Annotated in this window: 24 protein-coding genes; 15 read left to right on the top strand and 9 right to left on the bottom strand. The window is 36.6% G+C overall.

Annotated features, from left to right (window positions below; translation table 11 throughout):
• The first annotated feature begins 27 nt into the window (after positions 1-27).
• Both GLW08_RS06645 and GLW08_RS06640 read left to right on the top strand, forming a co-directional pair.
• Positions 28-186: a hypothetical protein gene (locus tag GLW08_RS06645; protein ID WP_160847730.1), complete on the top strand. Its 159-nt coding sequence runs from the start codon at positions 28-30 to the stop codon at positions 184-186.
• A 27-nt stretch (positions 187-213) separates the two neighbouring features.
• Positions 214-588, top strand: coding sequence for a metal-dependent hydrolase (locus tag GLW08_RS06640; protein ID WP_160847729.1), 375 nt, complete (start codon positions 214-216; stop codon positions 586-588).
• On the opposite strand, the gene GLW08_RS06635 is transcribed toward GLW08_RS06640, so the two are convergent.
• Entirely contained in the window at positions 580-1266 is a 687-nt protein-coding gene (locus tag GLW08_RS06635; protein WP_202406196.1) for a YczE/YyaS/YitT family protein, read from the bottom strand. The two genes, GLW08_RS06640 and GLW08_RS06635, sit on opposite strands and share 9 nt — an antisense overlap.
• A gap of 293 nt (positions 1267-1559) precedes the next feature.
• On the opposite strand from GLW08_RS06635, the gene GLW08_RS06630 reads away from it, so the two are divergent.
• On the top strand, positions 1560-2552 hold the full coding sequence (locus tag GLW08_RS06630) for a nucleotidyltransferase domain-containing protein (protein ID WP_160847728.1): 993 nt from the start codon (positions 1560-1562) through the stop codon (positions 2550-2552).
• Positions 2553-2786: 234 nt separating this feature from the next.
• The gene (gene cls / locus GLW08_RS06625) at positions 2787-4286 is read left to right on the top strand and encodes a cardiolipin synthase (protein ID WP_160847727.1); all 1500 of its coding nucleotides are present in this window, start codon (positions 2787-2789) and stop codon (positions 4284-4286) included.
• Positions 4287-4346: 60 nt separating this feature from the next.
• Here cls and GLW08_RS06620 read toward each other — a convergent pair whose 3' ends face one another.
• The gene (locus tag GLW08_RS06620; protein WP_160847726.1) at positions 4347-4745 is read right to left on the bottom strand and encodes a hypothetical protein; all 399 of its coding nucleotides are present in this window, start codon (positions 4743-4745) and stop codon (positions 4347-4349) included.
• Between the two features lie 232 nt (positions 4746-4977).
• Between GLW08_RS06620 and GLW08_RS06615 the strand changes: the two genes are divergently transcribed.
• From GLW08_RS06615 to GLW08_RS06605, 4 genes are all read left to right on the top strand, one after another.
• Positions 4978-7140: a 5'-nucleotidase C-terminal domain-containing protein gene (locus GLW08_RS06615; protein ID WP_237458321.1), complete on the top strand. Its 2163-nt coding sequence runs from the start codon at positions 4978-4980 to the stop codon at positions 7138-7140.
• Positions 7141-7212: 72 nt separating this feature from the next.
• A complete protein-coding gene (locus tag GLW08_RS22075; RefSeq protein ID WP_272917058.1) occupies positions 7213-7341 on the top strand; it encodes a hypothetical protein in 129 nt (42 codons plus the stop codon).
• A 66-nt stretch (positions 7342-7407) separates the two neighbouring features.
• Entirely contained in the window at positions 7408-7974 is a 567-nt protein-coding gene (locus GLW08_RS06610; protein ID WP_160847724.1) for a putative glycolipid-binding domain-containing protein, read from the top strand.
• A 75-nt stretch (positions 7975-8049) separates the two neighbouring features.
• Positions 8050-9198, top strand: a complete 1149-nt coding sequence (locus GLW08_RS06605) for a PstS family phosphate ABC transporter substrate-binding protein (RefSeq protein ID WP_160847723.1) — start codon at positions 8050-8052, stop codon at positions 9196-9198.
• 114 nt (positions 9199-9312) lie between these two features.
• Here the strand turns inward: GLW08_RS06605 and GLW08_RS06600 are convergent, their stop codons facing one another.
• Positions 9313-11229 carry an LTA synthase family protein gene (locus GLW08_RS06600; RefSeq protein ID WP_160847722.1) on the bottom strand — a complete coding sequence of 639 codons (1917 nt, stop codon included), beginning with the start codon at positions 11227-11229 and terminating at the stop codon, positions 9313-9315.
• Positions 11230-12048: 819 nt separating this feature from the next.
• On the opposite strand from GLW08_RS06600, the gene GLW08_RS06595 reads away from it, so the two are divergent.
• The 4 genes from GLW08_RS06595 (at position 12049) to GLW08_RS06585 (ending at position 15338) form a co-directional block, all read left to right on the top strand.
• Positions 12049-13509: a catalase gene (locus tag GLW08_RS06595; protein ID WP_337193905.1), complete on the top strand. Its 1461-nt coding sequence runs from the start codon at positions 12049-12051 to the stop codon at positions 13507-13509.
• Positions 13510-13890: 381 nt separating this feature from the next.
• Positions 13891-14766: an MFS transporter gene (locus tag GLW08_RS06590; protein ID WP_160909148.1), complete on the top strand. Its 876-nt coding sequence runs from the start codon at positions 13891-13893 to the stop codon at positions 14764-14766.
• Positions 14767-14868: 102 nt separating this feature from the next.
• Complete coding sequence (locus GLW08_RS22230; RefSeq protein ID WP_337193904.1) at positions 14869-15072, top strand: hypothetical protein; 204 nt, start codon at positions 14869-14871, stop codon at positions 15070-15072.
• Positions 15003-15338: an SRPBCC family protein gene (locus GLW08_RS06585; RefSeq protein ID WP_337193903.1), complete on the top strand. Its 336-nt coding sequence runs from the start codon at positions 15003-15005 to the stop codon at positions 15336-15338. The genes GLW08_RS22230 and GLW08_RS06585 overlap by 70 nt, the downstream gene beginning before the upstream one ends.
• Positions 15339-15444: 106 nt before the next feature.
• Here the strand turns inward: GLW08_RS06585 and GLW08_RS06580 are convergent, their stop codons facing one another.
• Genes GLW08_RS06580 through GLW08_RS06560 form a run of 5 tightly spaced genes read right to left on the bottom strand, consistent with a single transcriptional unit; the run spans position 15445 to position 19324 of the window.
• Positions 15445-16524: a sensor histidine kinase gene (locus GLW08_RS06580; protein ID WP_160847931.1), complete on the bottom strand. Its 1080-nt coding sequence runs from the start codon at positions 16522-16524 to the stop codon at positions 15445-15447.
• Positions 16517-17200, bottom strand: a complete 684-nt coding sequence (locus GLW08_RS06575) for a response regulator transcription factor (protein WP_160847720.1) — start codon at positions 17198-17200, stop codon at positions 16517-16519. The genes GLW08_RS06580 and GLW08_RS06575 overlap by 8 nt, the downstream gene beginning before the upstream one ends.
• 36 nt (positions 17201-17236) lie before the next feature.
• On the bottom strand, positions 17237-17821 hold the full coding sequence (locus tag GLW08_RS06570) for a TlpA family protein disulfide reductase (RefSeq protein ID WP_202406195.1): 585 nt from the start codon (positions 17819-17821) through the stop codon (positions 17237-17239).
• Positions 17822-17839: 18 nt separating this feature from the next.
• Positions 17840-18583 carry a cytochrome c biogenesis CcdA family protein gene (locus tag GLW08_RS06565; RefSeq protein ID WP_160847719.1) on the bottom strand — a complete coding sequence of 248 codons (744 nt, stop codon included), beginning with the start codon at positions 18581-18583 and terminating at the stop codon, positions 17840-17842.
• Positions 18584-18640: 57 nt separating this feature from the next.
• On the bottom strand, positions 18641-19324 hold the full coding sequence (locus GLW08_RS06560) for a hypothetical protein (protein WP_160847718.1): 684 nt from the start codon (positions 19322-19324) through the stop codon (positions 18641-18643).
• 274 nt (positions 19325-19598) lie between these two features.
• Between GLW08_RS06560 and GLW08_RS06555 the strand changes: the two genes are divergently transcribed.
• Both GLW08_RS06555 and GLW08_RS06550 read left to right on the top strand, forming a co-directional pair.
• Positions 19599-21425, top strand: coding sequence for a M3 family oligoendopeptidase (locus tag GLW08_RS06555; protein ID WP_160847717.1), 1827 nt, complete (start codon positions 19599-19601; stop codon positions 21423-21425).
• A 36-nt stretch (positions 21426-21461) separates the two neighbouring features.
• A complete protein-coding gene (locus GLW08_RS06550; RefSeq protein WP_160847716.1) occupies positions 21462-21830 on the top strand; it encodes a VOC family protein in 369 nt (122 codons plus the stop codon).
• Positions 21831-22133: 303 nt separating this feature from the next.
• Here GLW08_RS06550 and GLW08_RS06545 read toward each other — a convergent pair whose 3' ends face one another.
• Positions 22134-22493: a hypothetical protein gene (locus tag GLW08_RS06545; protein ID WP_160847715.1), complete on the bottom strand. Its 360-nt coding sequence runs from the start codon at positions 22491-22493 to the stop codon at positions 22134-22136.
• 200 nt (positions 22494-22693) lie between these two features.
• Here GLW08_RS06545 and GLW08_RS06540 point away from each other — a divergent pair, with 200 nt between their 5' ends.
• Complete coding sequence (locus GLW08_RS06540; protein WP_160847714.1) at positions 22694-23743, top strand: zinc-binding dehydrogenase; 1050 nt, start codon at positions 22694-22696, stop codon at positions 23741-23743.
• Positions 23744-23773 lie beyond the last annotated feature (30 nt).

The following is a 23773-nucleotide window of genomic DNA, read 5'->3' as shown; positions in this document are numbered from 1 at the left end:
GAGAGTATATATAAGGAGCTTAATTCAATGAATACACTACACCATGGTTTTTGGACATATGTAGCTATGAGAAAGCGTAAAGATGTTGTGAAGTATGCTATTATTGGAAGTCTAATACCGGATATTGTTTATTATATTATGTTCTTTTACATTTTGTTCTTTGGGGACATTATTTCATCTCAATAATTAGAAGAGGTTGATTGGCGTGGTCTTATGCATGAGATGGCTCATGCACTATTTGCTCATCCAGTAGTAGAAGTACTTAGACAAGCTGGACATTCTTTTGCTGTATGGATGATTTTTTATGGAATGGTTGTATTTTTCAAAGGATGGAAATTGAACAGGTGGACAGGCTTTCTATATGGATGGTTAGGCCATATTGTCATTGATTTACTCACTCACGTTGAAGATGCTGTACCCGTTTTTTATCCATTCAGTTTGAAGGTGATTCGAGGTCCTATATCGTATTGGGATGATGATTATTATGGGGATGTTTTTTCTCTTGTAAACGGAATTTTAATGGCTGCTGCTTTACTTTGGATTCTGATTAAAAAAGTGAACGCTAATCGAAAAAAGCGTTCACTCTAATGCGGTTTTAGATTTTTGTTTGCCTTTGTCTCCAAGATATTCAATAAAAACAGTGATATCATAAAAGTATTGAATAATTGGTCCTAAAAATAGTGCCGTAATTAAGGTGCCGATTCCAACGACATCCCAACCACCAAGTAGGAAGCCAATTAGAACCAAACCAGCTTCAAACAGAATTCGCACAAATCGTTTGGAGCTGTTTGTTTTTTCGTTTACAACCATCATAAAATGATCTACAGGTATATGTGGGAATGGAGATCTTAAATACATGCCGATTCCTAAACCCAAAAAAATAACTCCAATACCGAATATTCCCCATTGAGCCCACCAAACTTCAAATTTTGACTCACCAAGTATTTGGTAAAGCCATACGTTTAACGTGAGGCCTCTTAATAAGCTAGGTATAATGGATTCAAACTTAGGTCGTTGTCCTGCAATCTTGGCATTAATAAGGACGAGGGTTACAAAACCTGCAATTAAGAAGTAACCAACCTTTATATTAGTTATCTCTGCTAATCCGAAAGCCACTGTATCTCCAGGTGCTACTCCCACTCCAGATTTAAAAAGAAGAGCCAAACCTAAACTCGAGATAACAATCCCGAACAGATAAAGGGCAAATTGAATTTTTTTATTTCGATTACCCAAATAATGCTCATACATTTGTGAAATGTTACTCATATGATTTCTCCTTTTTTACTAAAACCTACTTTTAAATACGAATGATTTAGGGTATAGAAATTAGTATATTGGATACTAGGAATAAACCTATAATAAAGAATAATGAAAAATGATTAAAAAGAAAACCATTTTGCAACACTGAGACATATTATAACCAATATTGTTTGGTATTAGATAGGGTGTATAGCAAATTGTCGAAAAAAGAGGGAACATCGCTACATTGATCGAATTAGAAAGAATGTATAGAAAAGAATGAGAACATTATTAAATATAAGAAAGTGGGGGATGAATACATGCTTCCTCGTAACCTTGAATTAATGGAAAAGGCTAAAGCATTTGTTGACGAGAATCTTACCTTTTGTACGTATGTATGTTTAATCGGTTCGGTAGCAAGAGAAGAAGCTGATGAATTTAGTGATATTGATTTGATTTGTTTTACTGGGCGTGAACAATACTTAGGTGAACAGGATATCTCTTATGATGGGGAAATTGTTCAATTGCATGTAAAATCTATATTGGAGTTTCCAAATAAAGAACTCTTCTCTTATAACCCATGGCATTTTCGTTATTTAAATGAGTCAGTTATTTTGAAGGATACAAATGCTGAATTAAGTAAGCTACAAGGATGGGCACAGTCCTATTTCTCTTCTGTTCAAGGACAACGTGATGTCATTCAAGATGTAGAGAGAATTGTACAGGGAAGAAAAGAGTACGCCATAGATCAACTTAGAAGAGAAAATTATTTTGCTGCTACTCATGCTGCTATGGGAGCATGGGCTGAAGCAGCTTTAATGTATCAATTTTTGCATCACGATAGAGTTTCCATCGATAGTATGATACCAAACATTATGGAGCTTCCACTTTTTGATGAATTAATAGACTCTGTTCCAATCAAACCGATTGAAAAAGTCGATATTTCTGAAGTATCGAAAACCATGACTCATTTACGTCTTTATTTACGGGAAATTGGTTTCTCTCATTTGCCTGGACTTTCTAACTTGCAGGATGAAATAGGTAAACATAAACAAGAGCGATTATTACAAGAGGGAGAATTGTTCAATTTATTATGGCAATCCTATAGTGAAGCATTTTTACTTCTGTTGAAAACCTCTCAAGATGAAGAATTTCATGCTTATTATGCTAAGCTTCCAGAAGAGTTGAAAAGAAGCTTAGAAGCCATTGGCTTTATAGCTTTACCGAAACCTAAGATTGAAAGTCTACTTAATATCAGTGATAAGTTAATAGACCTTTCGAAACATGAATTAGCTAGTGAACAGAAATCATAAAGGTAAATATGTATTGATGTTGTTAATCAATAGCATAGATAAAAAATCCTGACCCATTTTCATAGTCAGGATTTTTGTTTTCCATAGGAGAAATACATAAGTGATGTATGACCATGGTTTATAAAGAAAGAGTATTCTTTCTGATGATTCTTATTCAGAAAGAAGAGGTTGTTTGAATATCACAAACTATGGGAAAAGAAACACGCAAGCAAACCCGAAAAAAGGAGAAACAATATGAGGCCATCAATCCAGCTGCTCATACTTTTACTATTAGGATCCGCCTTCATAGGTATCATGTTAATCCCGGTTAGTATTATCTTTCAAATACTATTTATTGTGGTTTATTTTGTGTTGGTTGTAGTCATTTCTTTTTCCATTATTCTTGAGAGAAGGTCATCAACCGATACGATGTTGTGGATTTTCTTGATTTGCTTCGTCCCAATCATTGGGTATTTCTTTTACATTTATTCCGGTCAACTCTCTCGACAGGGACTTTTATTTCAAAATAAAAGAAAGAAGGCAAATAAGGTTTTTCAGGAGCAGGAACCAGAGGATTATGATCATCTCCCATTAAAACCACAGCAAAAAAGGGTCTACAATATCATTCAATCCTATGCTGAAACCCCGTTGCGAACTGAAAATCAAGTAAATATTTTGACGAATGGTTATGAAGCTTTCCCAAAGATTATGGAAAAGTTGAAACAGGCTACGTCTTTCATCCATATGGAATACTACTTATTCAATTCAGATGAAACTGGCGAAGATATTATAACAATCTTAATTAACAAAGCTCAAGAAGGTGTGAAAGTAAGGCTTTTATACGACTCAGCGGGGAGTATAAAGTTAAAGAAACGCGATATAAAAAGAATGCGCCAGGCTGGTGTGGAAGTGCATGAGTTTTTACCACTTGCTTCTGGTCTGTTAACTCAAACGTTTAATTTTCGTAACCATAGAAAAATTATCGTGATTGATAATGAAATGGCATTTGTAGGTGGGATGAACATAGGAGACGAATATAGAGGGATTTCTCAGGATCACCCAGATTGGCGGGATACACATACAATTATTCAGGGAAAGGCTATAAAAGATCTACATCTCATCTTCTTAGTGGATTGGTGGTACATTGCTAACGAATATTTAGTTGATCAATACAGCAATCAGCCAGTCGTTAATCCGAAAGAGTCTAATACGATGTTGCAAGTAGTACCTAGCGGGCCTCATAATGAACATCAAATCATGAGGGATGTGTACACTACTCTCGTGAATAGTGCAGAACACTCTGTCAAAATTGCTACTCCATATTTCATCCCTTCAAGAGAAATTCATACTGCGTTACGGATAGCTGCCCAAAGAGGAGTGGAAGTCACTCTTCTTATACCAAAGCAATCTGATAGTTGGCTCGCTTATTATGCAGGCCACTCTTATTTCCCTGAATTATTGGAGGATGGCATTAATATTTATTTGTACGAGAAAGATTTCATGCATCATAAGATTATGATTATTGATGATGAAACAGCTTCTGTCGGTACAGCAAATATGGACGTAAGAAGTTTCTATCTTAACTTTGAGGTGAATATTATTTTATATGATGGTACACCAGTACAAGATTTAACTCGAAATTACCACTCGGATCTCGAAAAGTCACAGCAAGTAATGCTTGATACATTTTCAAAACGTAAAAATTCTGCTAAATTTAAAGAGGCGTTTGCAAGACTATTCTCACCTCTTTTGTGAAAAAATAAGAGTATATGAAAAAAACGAGCACATGGGAATATGTGCTCGTTTGGTATATTACTAGCCTCGTTTTGGTTGTACGAGAAACGTTAATAGTAGGAATAAAGCGAAGCTAAGTAACAACAAAGAACCCCCGCCAATATAAAAGATAAATGTAAATCCTTCTGATACGCCAAAAGGTTTTACCATATATAACCACATACCCGCAGTTAGTCCAGTTGTTCCTAGAATAGCTGTTAGAGCATGAGTATAAGCTAATTTTTCAAACTTAGTTTCAAATAACTGGTAAAACGCAGACCAAGCAAATAACGATAACCAACCAACGACTAATACGTGTGCGTGAATAGGTCTAAGTGCATAAGCTTCTCCTTGTGAGCCCGCCATATGAGCTCCCATAAACGCTCCTATCATACCGAAAATTCCAGCAAAACGGAGTAATAATAGACTGATAGACTTCATTTCGTTTCCTCCATCATCATTCAAGTTTTCCTTCTTACTTTAACACACCTCTTAGTTTGAAAGAATAGGGAGGTGTGTTTTTGGAATAATCCCCTTGATATTTACAGAATTTTCACTATGTTATTACAAATAAGCTAAAAATATGTATTGTTTTTACAATTTATTAGAAAATTATGTGATATCATTATATATGTGTTAATAATTTCAAATTTGGAAGGGGAAGATGAGGAGTATGGAAACAAAATTATTACGAGTGACGGCAAATCTAGCATTATCTGGTGTACTGGCTGTTTCTGCACTAGCGCTACCTACAAAAGTTGCTGTAGCTGCAGAAGATGAAAAAGAAACGGTTTCAGCACAGCTATTATTAGTTAATGATCTCCATGGAAAAATTGACCATAAGGATTCTTTTGCTGATTATGATGGTGATGGAGAGAATGATCCAGCTGGAGGTGTACCTTATCTAGCAACCTATTTAGAGCAACGTGAACAAGAAAATCCTAATAGTTTACTAGTACATAGCGGCGATATGGTAGGGGGAAGCCCGATTGTTTCTTCATATTTTCAAGATGAGCCAACGGTTGAAATTATGGAAGAGATGGGCTTTGATGTAGGAACACTAGGAAATCATGAATTTGATGAAGGTGTGGAAGAAATGCTTCGCATGATTAATGGTGGTGATCATCCAGACGGGACCCCTGATTATGATGGTATTGATTTCCCTATGATAGCAGCCAATGTACAGTATAAGGACTCTAAAGATCTTGTCATTGATCCATATAGGATTGAAGAAGTTGCTGGTGAAAAAATTGGGTTTATCGGAGTTGTTACAACAGAAACACCTAATATGATTATTAGTGAAGGCAATGAGAATGTAGAATTCACTGATGAGGCAACAGCTATTAATAAGTATGTACCAGAGTTAAAAGAACAAGGTGTTAAAGCGATTGTTGTGTTAGCTCATAACCCTGCAGAACAAAATGAGGATAAGATTACTGGTGATGTTGCAAACATTGCCAACGAAATAGATGATGAAGTAGACATTATCATGGCGGCTCATAATCACACTTACAACAATGGTATGGTTGATGGTAAGCTTATTGTACAAGCCTACTCTTATGGTACGGCTTTTGCTGATGTAGATATAGAGATTGACCCTGAAACAGGAGATATTGTAAATAAAAAAGCCGAAGTTGTTACCTCTTTTCAGGAGAAAGTAGAGCCTGATGCGGAAGTAGCTGCTATTTTGAATAGGTATGAAGAGAAAGTTGCTCCTATTAAACAAGAAGTTATTGGTGAAACCGCCTATGGAATTGAAGGTGGGTATGCTGAGGCTGGAGAAATTGGTGATAATGCATTAGGTAATTTAATTGCTGATGGTATGAAAGCTGAGATGGATGCTGACTTTGCACTTATGAATGGTGGAGGTATCCGTGATAGTCTTCCAAAAGGAGAAGTAACTTGGGGAGATTTATTCGATGTTCAACCATTTGGTAATATACTGAATAAAGTAGATGTGACCGGTTCTGATTTAGAAAATATACTAAATGCGCAAATCAGCGAACAACACGGTCCAGATGTTAGTGTAGCTGGTTTTCATTACACTTGGAACGATGAAACAAACAAAGTAGTTGATATTACACTACCAAATGGGACTTCAATTGATGCTGACAAAACATATTCTGTTGTAGTAAATAATTATATGTATGGGAATGAAGAATATCGACTTGCAGAGCTTGGTGAAAATAAAGAAGTAGGTCCTAACGATCTACAAGCTACAATTAACTATGTTGAATCGCTAGACCAACCAATTGAATATAAAGCAGAAGGTAGAATTTCTACCGTTCAAGCTTCAAATGGTTTTAATGATGTGTCTGAAGGTGATTGGGCGTATGAAATGATTCATGACCTAGCACAAGATGGTGTATTTGAAGGAGTGTACCAAGACGAATTCAAAAAGGATGCAGCTCTAACTCGTGGAGAATTTGTAAGAATGTTAGTACGTGTTTTAGACCTTAAATCTACAAAAGATACGCTAGAAGATCCTTTTGAAGATGTGGAAGACCCTGCTTTCGCGCTGGCGTATGAGCATGGAGTGACAAAAGGTGTTAAAGAAGGAATCTTTGCACCAGATCAAGAGCTTAACCGAGTACAAATGGCTGTTTTATTAATGCGAGGTTATGATGTTGTTTCTGACCAAGAAGTGAATGTTTCTGTTGAGGATACCTTTAAAGATGGAGGCACGTTTGTATGGGCCCATGATGAGGTGTTAAAAGGTCATGCACTCGGCTTATACAATGGCTACAGCAATGGCCACTTTGCACCTAAAGATATTGCAAAACGTGATCAAGGTGCTGCTGTTTTATATCGATTAAAGAGTTTACTTAATCAATAACATAAAAGATTTACAGAACAATCCTGTCACTTTTAGAATGTGGCAGGATTTTTTCATTAAAAAGGCTAGATAATGATAAATGCTCAAAAAATTTCAGGAGATGTTCATCTAAATAGTGTTATGCTTATTGAAAACTGTGATGAAAGGGAAGACAATCAATCGGATTTAGCTGTTCACAAGGAACGAGGAACAATCATATGAATCTTTTCAGCAAAAACAAGGAATTAGATGGCCTTTTATTTAAGATAACCAATGGAGGAGAATAAAATGAGTCAGAGAATTATTTGGCAAAATAAAGAAACAGCAGGGTGTGAGTATGTACATATTATAGAGGATGACGAATCTATAATAGCTAAAGGAACGGTCTTGTTTGTCGAAAAAGGCCAACCCTATCAAGTAAACTATGAGATTGAAGTTGATCAACATTGGATAACCAAAGGTGTGAGGATTCAATTAAACGAAGCATATAAAGAGTTAAATCTACAAACTAATAATAAAGGAAAATGGTGCTTAAATGGAAATAGAGTAAAGGATATGGATGGAACGATTGATGTAGATTTATCTGTGACCCCTTTATCGAATACTCTACCTATCAAACGATGTACCTGGAGGGAAGGGGAGACAAAAACATTTCAAATGTTATACATCGACATCCCATCATTTGATTTAAAAAAACTAAAACAAACCTATACATATATAGGAAGAGACAACAATCAACGGACATTCCGTTATACTTGCCAAGACTATAAGACTACAATTTCAGTCGATGAAGATGGTTTTGTAATAGAATATCCAAATCTATTTACCAGAAAAGCTAACCTTGTAAGGGAATAAACTAATATCTGAAATTAAAGAATCATAGAGTATTACAAGGAATATTTACAAACAACCGAATAGGAGAATAGAACAATGTGGCTTCGTATAATAGGAGCTATTGCTTTTACAGCTACCTTTGGGGTTATTGGTTATTTTATCATAGCCATTTCAATGATCTTATCTACAAAAAATGGATATGTATATGTTGGGATTCTAGTAGTAGCTACTTTGATTGTAGTGAATGTAATGATTTTAGGAGTTCTCAAGAATTTGTCTAGAAAGTTAGCAAATTTGATTCCTATATTAATATACGCTATCCCATTAGTGATTTATGGTGGGTATGAAACTTATATGAATAGTATAGAGATTGAGAATGCGGAAGTAGATTTAACGCAGTATGAGCCATTCGAGGAAAATACGAAGGTAGCCCGTTTAGACGGAAATTCGAGCTTTCAATTAAAAGAACCTCTGCCTGCATTAGATGGAGCTACAGCATTATACCCTGTTTATTCTGCCTTCACACGTGCCCTTTATCCAGAAGGGTATTATCCTCATGATAATCCTCTGGAGAGTAAAGTAATTGTATCAAAAACAAATGATGCTTATGATAAGCTTGCTAGCCAAGATGTTGATATGATTTTCGCTGCAGGACCTTCCAGTGCACAAAAGAGGAAGCTTGGAGATGAGCGGGAATTAACGCCTATTGGCAAAGAGGGATTCGTGTTTTTCGTACATACTAGTAATCCTGTGGATACGTTAACCATTGAAGAACTTCAGGGTATTTATTCTGGTGAAATTACCAATTGGAAAAAGGTTGGAGGAAAGGATCAAGAAATCATTGCATTCCAAAGACCTGAAGGAAGTGGGAGTCAAACAGGTCTTCAAAATATGATGGGAAATGTACCTATAATGGAACCACCTTCAGATCAACGAGTGACTGGTATGGGAGGTGTGATTAAAAAAGCTTCTAATTACCGTAATCACCGAAATGCTATTGGATTTTCGTACCGTTATTTTGCAACGAAAATGGTAAAGCAACATGGAATTAAGTTACTAAAAGTGAATGATGTTACACCTGATGTGGACTCCATTCAAAGTGAATCATATCCTTTAACTGGCGAGTTTTATGCTATTACGAATGGTACAGAGAACCCTCAAATTGCTGCGTTTAAAGAGTGGATTTTATCAGAGGAAGGGCAAACATTGATAGAAAAAACGGGGTATGTGCCTATTGGGAGATAGGGGATGCAACTACTAATGCAGCGGTTTGAAAAATTGCTTTCTAACAAAAGACATTAAAGATTATTCACTAAATAAAGGCCGAATAAATATAAATTTATTCGGCCTTTTGCTCTCTTATTCTTTTTCTTGTTTTTTATCGACAGGCGTACTATCTAGTTCCTCTTCTTCATCCTTGAAACGAAGTAAATCACCATAAACAACTTTATCAGAGAGATTTAGTTCTGTTTGTGCTTTATTTTGGATGTCTTCACATTTAGAATTATCAACTTTCCATTGTGTTGCTTTGTCATAGCAAACATCATCTTCACCAGCATAAAGATATTCCTCAGAAATCGCACTGCCATCACGAAGAATAGCTATATTTTCGCGATTTTCAGCTAATAGGTCAGTACCAAATTGTATATCATCTTTTGTTTCTTTACCTAGAAGATGTAAAATTGTAGGCTTTAGATCAATTTGGCTTCCAATCGTATCCATCTTCTTGCCTTCTAAACCAGGTGAGTGAATAATCAATGGAACCCGTTGCAATTGAGTATGCTCAAATGGACGAATTTCTTCATGCATTATTTCGCTCATTGCTCTGTTATGGTTTTCTGAAATACCATAGTGGTCACCATAAAAGACGAAGACTGTATCTTTATATTCCCCTGCATCTTTCATGCTTTGGAAGAATTTCTTAAGTGATTCATCCATATAACGAGCTGTTTGGAAATATCGGTCCACCGTACCGTCACCTGTGTTTGTCTGTTCAATCATTTTATCTGCTTCTTTATTTAGTGTGAACGGATAGTGGTGAGTTAGTGTAATAAATCTTGTATAGTAGGGCTCTTCTAAGCTTTTTACTTTTGGAATGGATTGCTCAAAGAATGGTATATCCTTAAGTCCATAGTTAACAGAAATGTCTTCTGTTACATCGTACTGTGCTTTAGAAAAGAATTTGTCATACCCTAATGTTTCATACATAACATCACGATTCCAGAAACTATCATTATTACCATGGAATACTGCTGATGTGTAGCCTTCTTCTTTAAGAATTTCTGGTGTTGCATTTAATTCGTTACCAGAATTTGTTGTAAAAACGGCTCCTCTTGGTAAGCCATATAGAGAGTTATCAATAATAAACTCAGAGTCTGATGTTTTGCCTTGTCCAGTGTTGTGATAGAAATTACTAAAGTATAGAGAGTTTTTATCTTCAATTAGGTCATTTAAGAAAGGTGTAACTTCTTCTCCATTTACTCTGTAGTTAATCACAAAGTTTTGTAAGGATTCCATTGAAATCATTACAACGTTCTTGCCTTCTGCTTCACCGAAGTATTTACCAGGGTCACCTTTTTGAGTGTGTAGATAATTTCGAACTTCGGATAATTCACTACTTTCTGCAAATACCCTGTGCTTTTGTGTATTCGCAGTCATGACAGTGTCATAAAGGTGGAAGTTGTACACTCCCATTAATTTAACAAACATTGCACGGTCAAAAGTTCTTGTTAATAGTTGTGGGCGCTCGCTCTCAGCCATTCCAAGGTTAACAGCTAAAGCCATAATAGCAGCAGCAAATATTAAACCAATGGAACGTTTACGGATAGATAACGTTAATTCACTACGTTTCACAATTGCCCATACTAACAACACCACAAAGTCTGCCCATAATAGTAGATCCATAGCTCCCATTAATTCTGAGGCACTACCACCTAATTGCCCAAAGTTCTTGTATTGCATGAGAACTGGGATTGTGATGAAGTCATTAAAGAATCGGAAATACACCACATTGGCATATAAGACGAACGACATGATAAAGTAGAGCGTCAAAAAGGCTTTCATGCGTTTTTTCTTAGAGAATAGAAAACTTAACGCTAAGAAGAAAAGAATCGATCCCAATGGTGTAATGAATAGAATGATCTCTTGGAATGTATTTTCTATATTTAATGAAAATGAGAATTTAAAAGCTAAATAGGATTTTGTCCATAATAGAATCGTAGCTACAATAAAGAAAAATAACCCATTTTGGAACAACTTCTTTAATTTAGTATTCATTTTGTCCTCCTCTAGATGGAACTCAATGTTCATATGATATCAGTTTTTTATTAACAATTTCTTAATGAAATATTCACCTATCATTTATTTCCCTTATTGAAAACTTAACAAACATATTATTCGAAAACAGTATCATAGTTTGGTTAGAAAAACTCGTAATCTAATCAAAAAGTCTTATTAGACCGATGTTTCATAAGTTTTATAGATTATTTGAATAAAGGAAGGTTTTATATGAATATTTTATTATAGTTAAAAATGTTAAGAGAGTGTAAATGTTATTCAAAGATTTATTATATAGGATGAACATATAGTAAATCAACAATAAAAGTGAATATATTACAGAAGATGGTACTTTAGGTGGAGAGGAAGGAATTTTGGGCATAGAAGCATTCTAATAATATTATTACGTCTGAGTGATGATACTCCATAAAAGCCTCATTGTGTGAAAGATTGAGGTCGGCTAATACTTCACTATTTGATCCTATTTTCAATTGTTTTTATAAGAAAGCCTTGATTGATAGACGGGCTTTTATAAGTTAGTAGTTAACGTCCTGGTGATAGAATAATAAGTTATTCTTAATGTATTACTATATAATAGCTAAATGAAATGTATAGTAGTGTAGTAGGAATTGAATAACTAGATATTGTAGAAATATTTACATAGAGTCTAAGTGTTTAAAGTTGAATCCATTTTCTAGTTGATTTATAATAAATACAAATTCCCTTTTAATAATAATTATAAATAAATAATTAATTTAAGTTTTAGAAAACGAAGAAGAGGGGATAGATTTATAGTAAATAAAAAGGAGTGGTTACATAGTGAGTGATAAAAGAAAAAGCCTAACGAATGAAGCCGGAATCCCTGTTGGTGATAATCAGAATTCAATGACAGCTGGGTATCGTGGACCAACGTTGATTCAGGATGTTCATTTATTAGAGAAGCTTGCACACTTTAATCGTGAACGTATTCCCGAGCGTGTTGTTCACGCAAATGGAGCGGGAGCATTTGGATATTTTGAAGTAACAAATGATTTGACGAAATATACGAAAGCAGACTTTTTATCGGAAGTTGGAAAGCGTACGGAAATGTTGGCTCGTTTTTCAACAGTTGGTGGAGAAAAAGGTTCTGCAGATACTGCAAGAGACCCGCGTGGCTTTGCGCTGAAGTTTTATACTGATGAAGGGAACTATGATCTTGTTGGGAACAACACACCTGTTTTCTTCATTCGAGATGCAATTAAATTCCCTGATTTTATTCGAACTCAAAAACGAGATCCGCAAACAAACTTGAAAGATCCTAACATGGCGTGGGATTTTTGGTCTCTTTCACCTGAATCCTTACACCAAGTAACGATTCTATACTCTGACCGAGGCGTACCTGCAACATACCGTCATATGCATGGATATGGAAGCCATACCTTTAAGTGGACAAATGCAGATGGAGAATCCGTATGGGTGAAATACCACATTCGTACAGATCAGGGCTATAAAACATTAGATGATGAGACAGCAACAAAAATTGCTGGTGACAACCCTGATTACAAAACAGAAGATCTATTTAACTCTATTGAAGAAGGTAATCCGCCAAGCTGGACAATGTATGTACAAATTATGCCACTTGAAGATGCGGAAACGTATAATATTGATCCGTTTGATGTGACGAAGGTTTGGCCACATGATGATTATCCACTTATTGAAGTAGGAAAAATGGTATTAAATCGTAATCCACAGAACTATTTTGCAGAGATTGAACAGGCTTCCTTTAGCCCTGGTAATTTCGTGCCTGGTATTGATGTTTCACCAGATAAGATGCTTCAAGGACGGCTATTCGCATATGCAGACGCACACCGTTATCGTTTAGGCGCTAACTACGAAATGCTACCAGTTAATCGCCCTAAAGTTGACGTGAATAACTATCAACGTGACGGGTTCATGCGTTTTGATGATAATGGTGGCGGTTCTGTAAACTATGAACCAAATAGTTATGATGGACCTGTTGAAGATCCACAGGCTAGACAACAATCTTATGAGGTATCTGGTTTAGCTGATAGTACGTCTTACGACCATTTCGATCACTATACTCAACCAGGAAATCTGTATCGTTTAATGAGCGAAGATGAGAAGCAACGTCTCATTTCTAATATCTATGGTTCTATGAAAGACGTACGAGATGATGAAATCAAGCTAAGACAAATCAAGCACTTCTATAAGGCTGACCCTGATTATGGCGAACGAGTAGCAAAGGCATTAGGTCTTCAGGTGCCTGAAGAGGTTAAGTAGAAAAGTGAATCTGTATTATAGATAGTAGAGCCTATTTTGTAAGTAGGCTCTACTTTTTTATTGTATAGCTGAAATTATAAAATTCAATCCTTGTGTATAACTAAAAAAGTGATGTGGCCACGTCCAGCTCCAGCGCCCAGCGACTAGTATGCTTCCTTCGCCTTCGTACGATAAGTTAACATCGAATCACGCATTTTTTCGTGTTTCCTTTATCTCCTACTGACTAAGGGAAAGTTCGATTAAAATCACTGCGTCACGCAGCAACATTGAACCAACCCACGTCGTGTGGGCCGAAGCACATACGTCGCTAAACGGGCGCCCTGAGCTTTTATTCTTTATAAGAAAAAGGAAAATGAATTTAGTGGTTTCTTTTTTTTATCTATGTCCGTAGTAGGGGTTCTAACCCAATTGTATAATAAATCTCAATTCGCTTCTGTTCCTAGATTGGTGCATCAAAAGGATTTGCAATTTGTAAATTCTCTTAATACTGGAATGCTAAATATGGCCGTTTTTATTGCGCCAGGATTAGGTGGAATATTAATCAGTATATATAATCCTGGATTCGCTCTTGTTCTTAACAGCATTAGTTTTCTTGTTGGTTTTCTTGTTGTACTAAGCTTGAAAATCACTCCTATGAACGAGACTAGCCATTCACATTTTTTACTTGATATAAAAGAAGGTTTTCAGTTTGTTTGGAATAACAAGCCTATTTTTATAACGAATGTTGCCATGCTTTTTTCGATTGTAGGAACTACCCTTTTTCTAACTATGATGATTGTCCATCTCAAAACGGCTGTTCACTTAAATGCATCACAAATAGGATGGATATTATCCATTGGAGGGTTAGGTGCCATAGGAGGAGCTTTCCTTTCTAATCCACTTAAAAAGTTGCTTTCACTTCGTGCGATATTGTTTTTGGCTGGTACAGTTGGTGGTGTATCTATTATTCTATTTAGTTTCGTACATACGATTATATTATTAGCTTGCATGAATGCTATCGGGACTATGTGTGCCGCAATGATGAGTCCTTCCATTGTTACAATCAGACAGCAACTCACACCTGAACGATTGCTCGGTCGTGTTCAAGCAACTAGTCGATTCATGACTTGGCTCCTTATGCCAATAGCTGCATTGTTGGCGGGAGTGTTCGCTGATTATATGGGGACGTCTATCACCATTTTGATAGGTGGAGTTATATCAACTCTGGCTTCGTTCATCTATCTGCACAAATCACTAAGAGTGGTTTCCTCTTATTAGTGAAGGTCTTCACCGAGAAATAAAATTCAAATGCAGATTAAGGCTTCAGCTTCAAACAGAAGAGATAGAGGAGTTCATTGCATCTGGGAGGGAGGAAGAAACGTGATTCAATGGGAAGAAGAAATACTGATTGATGCGCCCGTTGAAGAGGTCTGGAGTTTATTTTCGGATCAAAACATCCAAACAATTATGCCAAAGGTAGAAGAGCATACTCTCACGAAAAGCAAGAGCATGACGTGGGGGCAAAGCATCGTCAATCTTATCGTGAAGGAAAGCGCGTTGAGACTTATATTGTTGAAACATTAGCTTATGAAGATAGTGGGGATAAAAAGTACAAGAAACTCTCTTTTGTCTTAGGCAAGGCTTTTGAGGTTACCCTTTCCTTCACGTTATTAAAAGAAAATGATAGTCAGACTAGGTTTATTTATGAGGGGCAGAACAAGGGGATTAATTTTGTAGGAAGAGCGATGCTTAAGCTCGGTAATGAAAAAAGCAACAAAAATGTCGTGGATGAATTTTTGCAAAGGGTTGAGCAAGAAGCGGTGAATAACAAGTCTAGTCTAAATCATTAATTAAAAAGACATCTCTATGCTTTGAGCTCAGAGTAAAGGCTTTCTCTGAGCTTTTATAGTATATTCCATTATGTTGGATAGGGGGGGGAGTAAGCTCCTGAAAGAATTACCGGAGAGGTAAAGATATCCAGAAGCTGTGTAACCCTTCTTCTGTGTGAAGGCCGATTTCTCCGTTATGGTGTTCGATGATTTCTTTGGTAATAGCTAAGCCAAGACCGGATCCACCTGTTTCACGACTTCTGGAAGGGTCTGTTCGAAAAAAGCGCTCAAATATAGATTGCTGATGTTCTTCGGGAATAGACTTGCCAGGACCTGTTATGGATATAAGATAGGAATCCTCTTTTTCTGTACCTAAAATGCGGATGGGGCTGTTACCTTCATAATAGCGAATGGCGTTATCAATTAAATTGGTCATGACCTGCTGAATACCTTCGATGTTAAGAGAAAGTAGCTTAGGAGACATGTTTACCTCCAAATCAATTTGTTGTTCATTTAAGGACCATTGAAACATGGAAACACATTGGTTCATAAGAGAGGATATGTCTACAGACTCTTTGTCGGCCACTATATTATGGGAGGCGTAATCCCATTCTTTTAGTTGTTCTAATTGATTCATCATTTTCGTAAGACGTTGAGATTCATTGTATAACGAATGATAAAGAGAAGAATCCCCTTGTATCACACCTTTTTGTAATGCATTTAAGTATCCATTTAAGTTGGACAGCGGTGTTCTTAATTCATGAGAGAGATCAGAAACAAATTTCTTCCTATGATATTCATTAACTTTTAATTGCTGAATTAGCTCATTAAAATGTTCCACAAATTCGGTCATTTCATCTTTGGAAGACACCTGAATTGGATCAGGATAAGAACCTTCTTTCAAGCTTTTGGTTGATTCTATTAACTCCTTGAGTGGTGACACAAGCTTTTTTGTTAATAGATAATGTACAATACTTCCAATTAGAATCGCAATTAAGCTGAATAACCATAAATATTGTAAGAGAGTAGAGTTAAAATATACTTGTTTTTCATTGTTCATACTTCCCATGCTCTCCACTAGAAAGCAAGCAGTATTATACATTGCTAATCCACTTAAGACGATAAAAAGTGTAATAATCATTACATTCAATGCCGTAAGTTTCCATAAAAATCCTCTAGGAGCGAGAGTAGTTAGCCATTTATGCATCCACAAATTTATACCCCATTCCTCTGACTGTTTGAATTCGTTTAGGGCAAGAGGTATCTTCTTCTACTTTTTCTCGAAGCTTTTTTATATGAGCATCAATCGTTCGATCAAGCACATTTGTTTCAGCGTGAGGGTAGATTTGACGTAACAACTGTTCTCGAGATAAAACGATATTTGGGTTCTCCATAAAATAATAAAGAAGGTTAAACTCATATTTTGTCAGCGTAATAGGATGGTCGTACAACAGTACTTCACCTTTACGAGGTTTGATGCACAAACCACTATAGGTGATTTTTTGACAGAATTGGCCCGTACGACGTAGTACTGCTTCTACATGAGCTACAAGTTCATCAGCATCAAATGGTTTTGTGATATAATCATCTGCTCCCATCTTTAAGCCAGCAATTTTATCGCTTATCTGTGCTTTTGCTGAGAGCATAATGATGGAGACTTCATTTCGTTCTTGCTGTCGAATCCATTCGCATACCTCTTCGCCACTTTGTTTTGGGAGCATTAAGTCTAGTATTACTAAGCAAGGATGATGGGTAAGAAAGGATGCTTTCGCGTCCTCACCATCTTCAGCTTCAATCACGTTGTACCCTGCATTTTGAAGATACAAGCTGACAAGTTCGCGAATCATTTTATCATCTTCAACGACAAGTATGGTTTGTTTCAATAGCATCACCACCTTCATTTTACGACATATAAACAGTTAATTCATCTGTTTATATTGTTTGACCATTTGTTCGTAATTCATCGCCCCAAGCGCCTTATGTTGAATGACACCGTTTGAATCTACCATATATGTCGTTGGAATTGGACGGATTTGATAGGAAGTAGCAATGTTGTTTTGCTTGTCTAATAGAATTGGAAAACTAAGTTCAAATTCCTTTACAAAATCCCTTACATCTCCTAATCCACTCTCTGTAGAGGTTAGGTTAATTGCTAGAATAGTAATATCTTCATTTTGATAAAATTTTTCCATGTCTGGCATTTCAGCTCGGCATGGTGGACACCATGTAGCCCAGAAATTGATCATGACCTTTTCGCCTTTAAGATTAGAAAGGCTTATCTTTTTATCGTTTAATGTAGTTAATTGAAAATCGGGAGCTTTTTTTCCGACCTCTAATCCTACTTCGTTTGTGTTGTTATCTGAACCCTGTCCTTCTGTAACATTAAATTCTTTATTTTCTTCTTCTTTATTATCTTCTGAGGTGGATGAACTAGTTAGATCATAAACAGCCCAACCAAACATTCCAATGATTACAACCGTAATGAAGAGCTTTTTGATATTCATACTCTTTACCTCCGTTCCTTATCCTAAATTTGAGAACCATGTGTCTTGTACAAGTTGAAGCAAGAAGTTTGATAGTTTGGACATTTGGCCTGAGTACAGTAGCACTCCCATTACGATCATAATTGCTCCACCTGCTTTCATAATCTTCTCGCTATAACGTACAATCCATTTTGTAGATCCTAAGAAGAATGCTAAAACAAGAAATGGAATGGCAAACCCTATAACATAAGCTATAGTATAAAGCGTTCCTTGAGCTGGATTACTCCCTGCTACGACTAGTATAGAGGCGAAGATAGGGCCAATACACGGTGTCCATCCTGCTGCGAAACCCATTCCGACAAATATTGTCCCAATATACCCAACTGGTTTTTGAGTGAATCGAAAACGTTTTTCTCGCATGAACCAAGAGATATTCAACCAGCCTGCAACAAACAGACCCATAACCACAATGAAAATACCTGCGATCCTTTGGAGGAAAACTCCTGATGTCCCTGTTAGTAATCCTTGAATCCATTCTCCTAAGAAAGAAACCCCAACCCCTAAACTGATGAAAATCAAGGAAATGCCAAACAGAAAAAATATCGAATGCAATAATAGTTTGGAACGAACCTTTAGAGATGATTCTGATTCAAGCTCTTTTACACTCATGCCAGTGATATATGATAGGTAAGCTGGAAAAATGGGGAGCGTACAAGGGGATAGGAAAGAAAGAATCCCAGCTCCTAACGCTAACCATATTGTTATATCAGATGCTGCTGTCATGTTTTCACCTTCTTTTCATGTATTTAAAATGTTTGTTTTGACAATAAATGCCTAAATCTAGCGGTTACTCCCTCTGGTTTTTAAACCTGTAGGGTATAAGCGAAACCACAGCAAGCTTACGATTATCAAACTAATAACCCAAAACCAAGTGTCGACGGTGTATAGGAAAATATGGGTATGAGCGAAAATGGAAGACAATACAAAATAACCAACCGTAAAAACTGTGATGCCGATATAAAGAGATAATCGAGTTAAGGAGTTTTGTGTACCTAACAGTATGATTAGTGTAGCTACCAAGATCCCAAGTTGGCTTACGTGCACAGCGACATTTTGTTCTACAACTGTATTTGAAAATTCAAAGAAAATGGAACTCAATATAAATACATAGAATAACGCTGTTCCAATATGATTAATATTTAAGTCCCGCCGATAAACATGAAGCTTGCTATAAGGGAGGATGAACGCAAAAGCTAAATAAAAAGCGTGACTATTGCTTGGATACGCAAGTACTGCACGAGGGTCATTCATAAATGTCCCTATGTTTACTACAATCTTTGCAATCCAAATGGAAATAACAAATGCAAAGAAGAAGGAACTTATTTCATTTGTTAGTTGTTTTACGTAAGATTTCGAAAATGGGCTTAACACTTGAAATAAGATAACTCCTAATAGCAAGCTCACCCCAAGAAATACAAATGATCGCTGTATAATTAAGGGGCCTAGCATCCATGCGTTTGGCATGATGTTTCCTCCTATCGAATAACTGTAATGGAATAGTACCACAGGAATATGAAAGTTTTATGAAAGTCATTTAGATTTTTTTGCGGACTGTGGTTTGAAGAACGTTGGAAATTCAATATAGTTCAATAAGTAGTGTGAGGATGGATTATTACTTTATTATAATATTTCCTCTTTTTCTTTATGAAAATTGTGACATTTCTATGCAAAACATATATAATAAGAACGTACGTTTGGTTTTGGTGGGATGGAATAAGAGAAGGAAGGGGAAGTAAACATGTACAAAGATGCTTGGGACTTAAATAGAATATTTGATGGAAAGAGTAATTCGGAGAACCTTCATAATCATATAAGTTTGATAGAGAAAAAAGTGAATGATTTTAATAAGATTATTGATGCATTTTGCATACCAAAACAAAAGGAAGACGCTAATGTCATCCAAAACTTAATGAAGCACATGAATGATATTCGCTTGAAACTGTCTCACACTTCTTCATTTATAACGTGCTTGCTTGCAGAAGACCCAAAAGATCAGGGAGCATCTGTTATACAAGAAAGAATTGCTAAAATATCCGCGCAGTATGATGAGGTCTTACATAAACTTCAAACCACTCTTTCATACATTCAAGCTTCGGTTTGGGATGAATTGTTGGCAACAGACAGGCTAAAACCTTATCAATTCATTTTAAGGGAGTGGCGTGATCGTAAAAACAATAGACTAACGGAAGAAGAAGAGAAAATCATTTCTTCACTTGAGGTAGATGGATATCATGGATGGAGGAAGGTGTATCAAACTCTTGTCAGGAGTTTGCGTGTTCGTTTGGAAGTTAATGGAGAAGTGAATGACTTATCCATAGGGCAAGCCATGAATTTGCGATCTCATGAAGATGGTGATGTTCGTAAAAATTCATATAAGGCTTTGGAACGTGCATGGACTTCTCAAGAAGACATACTATCTTCTATACTAAATCATATTGGTGGGTTTCGTTTGCAAGTGTACAAAAAAAGAGGTGTTACCAATATACTAGAAGAACCATTACGCCATAACCGACTAAGTGAACAAACCTTGCATACAATGTGGGAGGTCGTGTGTGATCATAAAAAACCATTCTCAGCTTATTTAAAAAGAAAAGCAACTTTGCTTGAAAAAAACTCTATGCATGCTTATGACTTTTGGGCTCCAATAAACCGAAGTAATCAAACAATGGATTATCAAGAAGGTGTGGATTTTATACTACAACACTTTGGTGAATTTGGTGCTGAATTAGAGCGTTTTTCTCGACAAGCAATACAAAACCATTGGGTGGACGCTGAAGACAGATTAACTAAATCATCCACAGCTTTTTGTGCAGGCTTCCCTTTAACTGGAGAATCTAGAGTATTTATGAACTATGGAGGTAAGATTACGGATGTATTAACCTTAGCTCATGAATTAGGGCATGCTTTTCACAATCATGCTATGGCTTCAGTGGAAGGGGTGAATAAACAATATCCTATGTGTGTAGCGGAGACAGCTTCTACCTTTGCTGAAATGGTAGTCCTGGATGCAGCATTAGAGAGAGCTGATACAAAGGAAGAGCAACTCTTCTTACTAGACGAAAAAATAAAACGAAGTGTGATGAATTTCATGAATATCCACTCTAGATTTTTATTTGAGGTTCGGTTCTATCAGGAGAGGGCGAAAGGGATAGTTTCAGCAACAAGGTTAAATGAATTAATGCAAGAAGCTATCGATGAAGCCTATACTGGCAGTTTAGAAGATGCTCCTCAACATGCTTGGGCCTTTACTCCGCATTTTTATATCACTACAGTACCTTTTTATAATTTCCCTTACACTTTTGGTTACCTCTTCGCTCAAAGTATGTATGCAAAGGGAAAGACTGAAAGGGATAAATTTGAAGAAAACTACATGGCATTATTGCGTGACTCTGGCTGTATGTCTGTAGAAGACCTAGCGATGAAGCATTTAGGTAGAGATATACAAGATAGATCGTTTTGGGAAGAAGGAATGTCCCTATGCATCAAAGATGTAGAAAAGTTTTTAGAATTAACCTCTTCTATGGAAATGGATGGTGAAAGGAAGGTATGCAAAAGTATAGAGTAGAATATTGTTAAGTATGATAAAAAAAGGGGGATGTATATGTCATTTGCGTTTAAATCTATTGATCACGTTCAATTAGCTGCTCCAAAAGGTGGGGAGGGTGAAGCGAGGGCCTTCTTTGCTGAGACTTTAGGGTTAAATGAAGTAGAAAAACCAGAGGAGTTAAAAAAGAATGGCGGGATTTGGTTTACATTTGGGAACAATGAAATTCATATAGGCATTGAGGAGCCATTTTCTCCAGCAAAAAAAGCTCATCCAGCACTAGAGGTAGAAAATCTTGAAATTCTAAAGAAACACCTCACAGAAAATAATGTGGAGTACATAGAGGATGATCGACTTCCTGGAGCAAATCGTATTTATGTGTACGACCCGTTTGGCAATCGTATCGAATTGTTAGAGTGGTTATAGTTTTTATGTAACAGCGTGTGATGTAATAAAGAAGACAGTATAAAAGGAAAATAGCATGTGCATAACTTAGTAAGTATTAGTGGCCCCGTCCAGCTCTAGCGCCCAGCGACTAGTATGCTCCCCTAGTCTCTGTACGATAAGTTAACATCGAATCACTTCGTTCTTCTTGTTTCCTTTATCTCCTACAGAATTAGGTGAAGTTCGATTAAAATCGCTACATCACGTAGCAACATCGAACCAACCCGCATTGTGTGGGGCGCAGCATATACGTCGCTAATCGGGCACTCCGAGCTTTTGTTCTGTCTATTTAATTAACTCAAATAATAAGTACTCATTTTCTTGTGTTTTAGCTATTAATTTTTCAGCGTTGTCCTCTACACTATAAACGGCTGTCCCAGGAAGTAATGTGTTTGATGTGAAGTTTTCAACAGGGTGAAGTGTTTCATCAATCTTTAGTATAATACTACCAAGTTGTTGATCCAGTTTTACTTTCTGTTGCTTGTTTACTTTTATATATTCCTTCCCGTCTATAATCATCATTGGTCCATATCCACAAAGTTCATAGTTCTCAGAAGTTAATGTAGAATCTGTTTCTGACACCTCACTGACTCCACAGGCGGTAATCAACATTAAACAAGAAAGTATTCCTAATAAACGAATCATGACGTAGCTCCTTTCTAGTTGTTCTTATTGAAAAGATATTCATTCTTGTATTTTTACATGCATGTTTTTCTACAAGTCCTAGAATAGTATCACTCTTATACACAAGTGCGCTTTGATGGATGAAACCTTTTTTATCTGTAATACTAATAGGTGGTATGTTGATATTATTTATAATCATTTTTTGAAAGGTGTGTGACATTGTGAAAGCTGTACAAGTGACTGGTTATGGGGGATTAGAACAACTTGAAGTCGTTGACAAAGAGATTCCACAACCAAAAGAAAATGAAGTTCTTATTCAAGTAAGGGCTTGTGCGATTAACAATACGGAAATTTGGATGCGAGAAGGGGCTTATGGTACAGGAGGTAAGTCTGGTTGGCGTCCCGAGGGCGTTCAATTTCCTCGAGTACCTGGATCGGACATTACTGGGAAGATTGCAGTAGTTGGTAAGAATGTAGATGAAGGAAGGATAGGAGAGGATGTTGTCTTATTTCCTTTCACATCTAGTGGCAAAGAAGGGGAAGAACACATTTCAGAGGATATGTCCTTTATAGGTTCAGAATATGATGGAGGGTATGCAGAGTATGTAGTGTGGCCTGCTGAATTATGTGATCCTATGCCACTTGATACTTATGAAGAGAGTGCCGTTTTTTCTGTAAGTGGAATGACGGCATGGCATATGGTGGAGCAAACAAAGGTGAAACCAGGTGAAACTATTATGGTCACTGGAGCAAATGGTGGTGTAGGTTCTTTAAATGTACAGATTGCTTCAAAGGCGTTTGGCGCCAATGTTATTGCTATAGTAGGTGATTTAGCTTTAGAAGGTAAAATGAAGGAACTAGGTGCAACCCATGTCCTTTCATATAAATCTCCCCATTTAGCAGAAGAGATTCTAGAAGCAAATGGAGGGCCAATTGACGCAGTGCTTGATGTAGTAGGGGATGCATTATTCGATACATCACTTCAAGTATTGAAAAAGGGTGGGCGATTCTGTACTTCCGGTTCTGCAGGTGGTCAAAAAACAGAGCTGGATTTTAGAACACTTTACCTCAAACATATCACGCTTATTGGTTCTGTATTGGGAACAAGAGCGGAGTTTAAACGTCTAATGGACTCAGTGGCTAAAGGTGACATTAAACCTGTTATTGAACGTACATTTCCTTTGCATGAGGCAGGAGAAGCTCAGCAATATTTTAAGGAAGCCGGTAAACTAGGTAAAATTGTTTTGTTACCAGAACATAATGAAGGATAATAGTTGAACAATTGCGCTCAGAGAAAATCT

The sequence above is a fragment of the Pontibacillus yanchengensis genome (genome assembly GCF_009856295.1).
GTDB lineage: Bacteria > Bacillota > Bacilli > Bacillales > BH030062 > Pontibacillus > Pontibacillus yanchengensis_A.
This window is presented reverse-complemented; position numbering and strand designations above follow the sequence as displayed.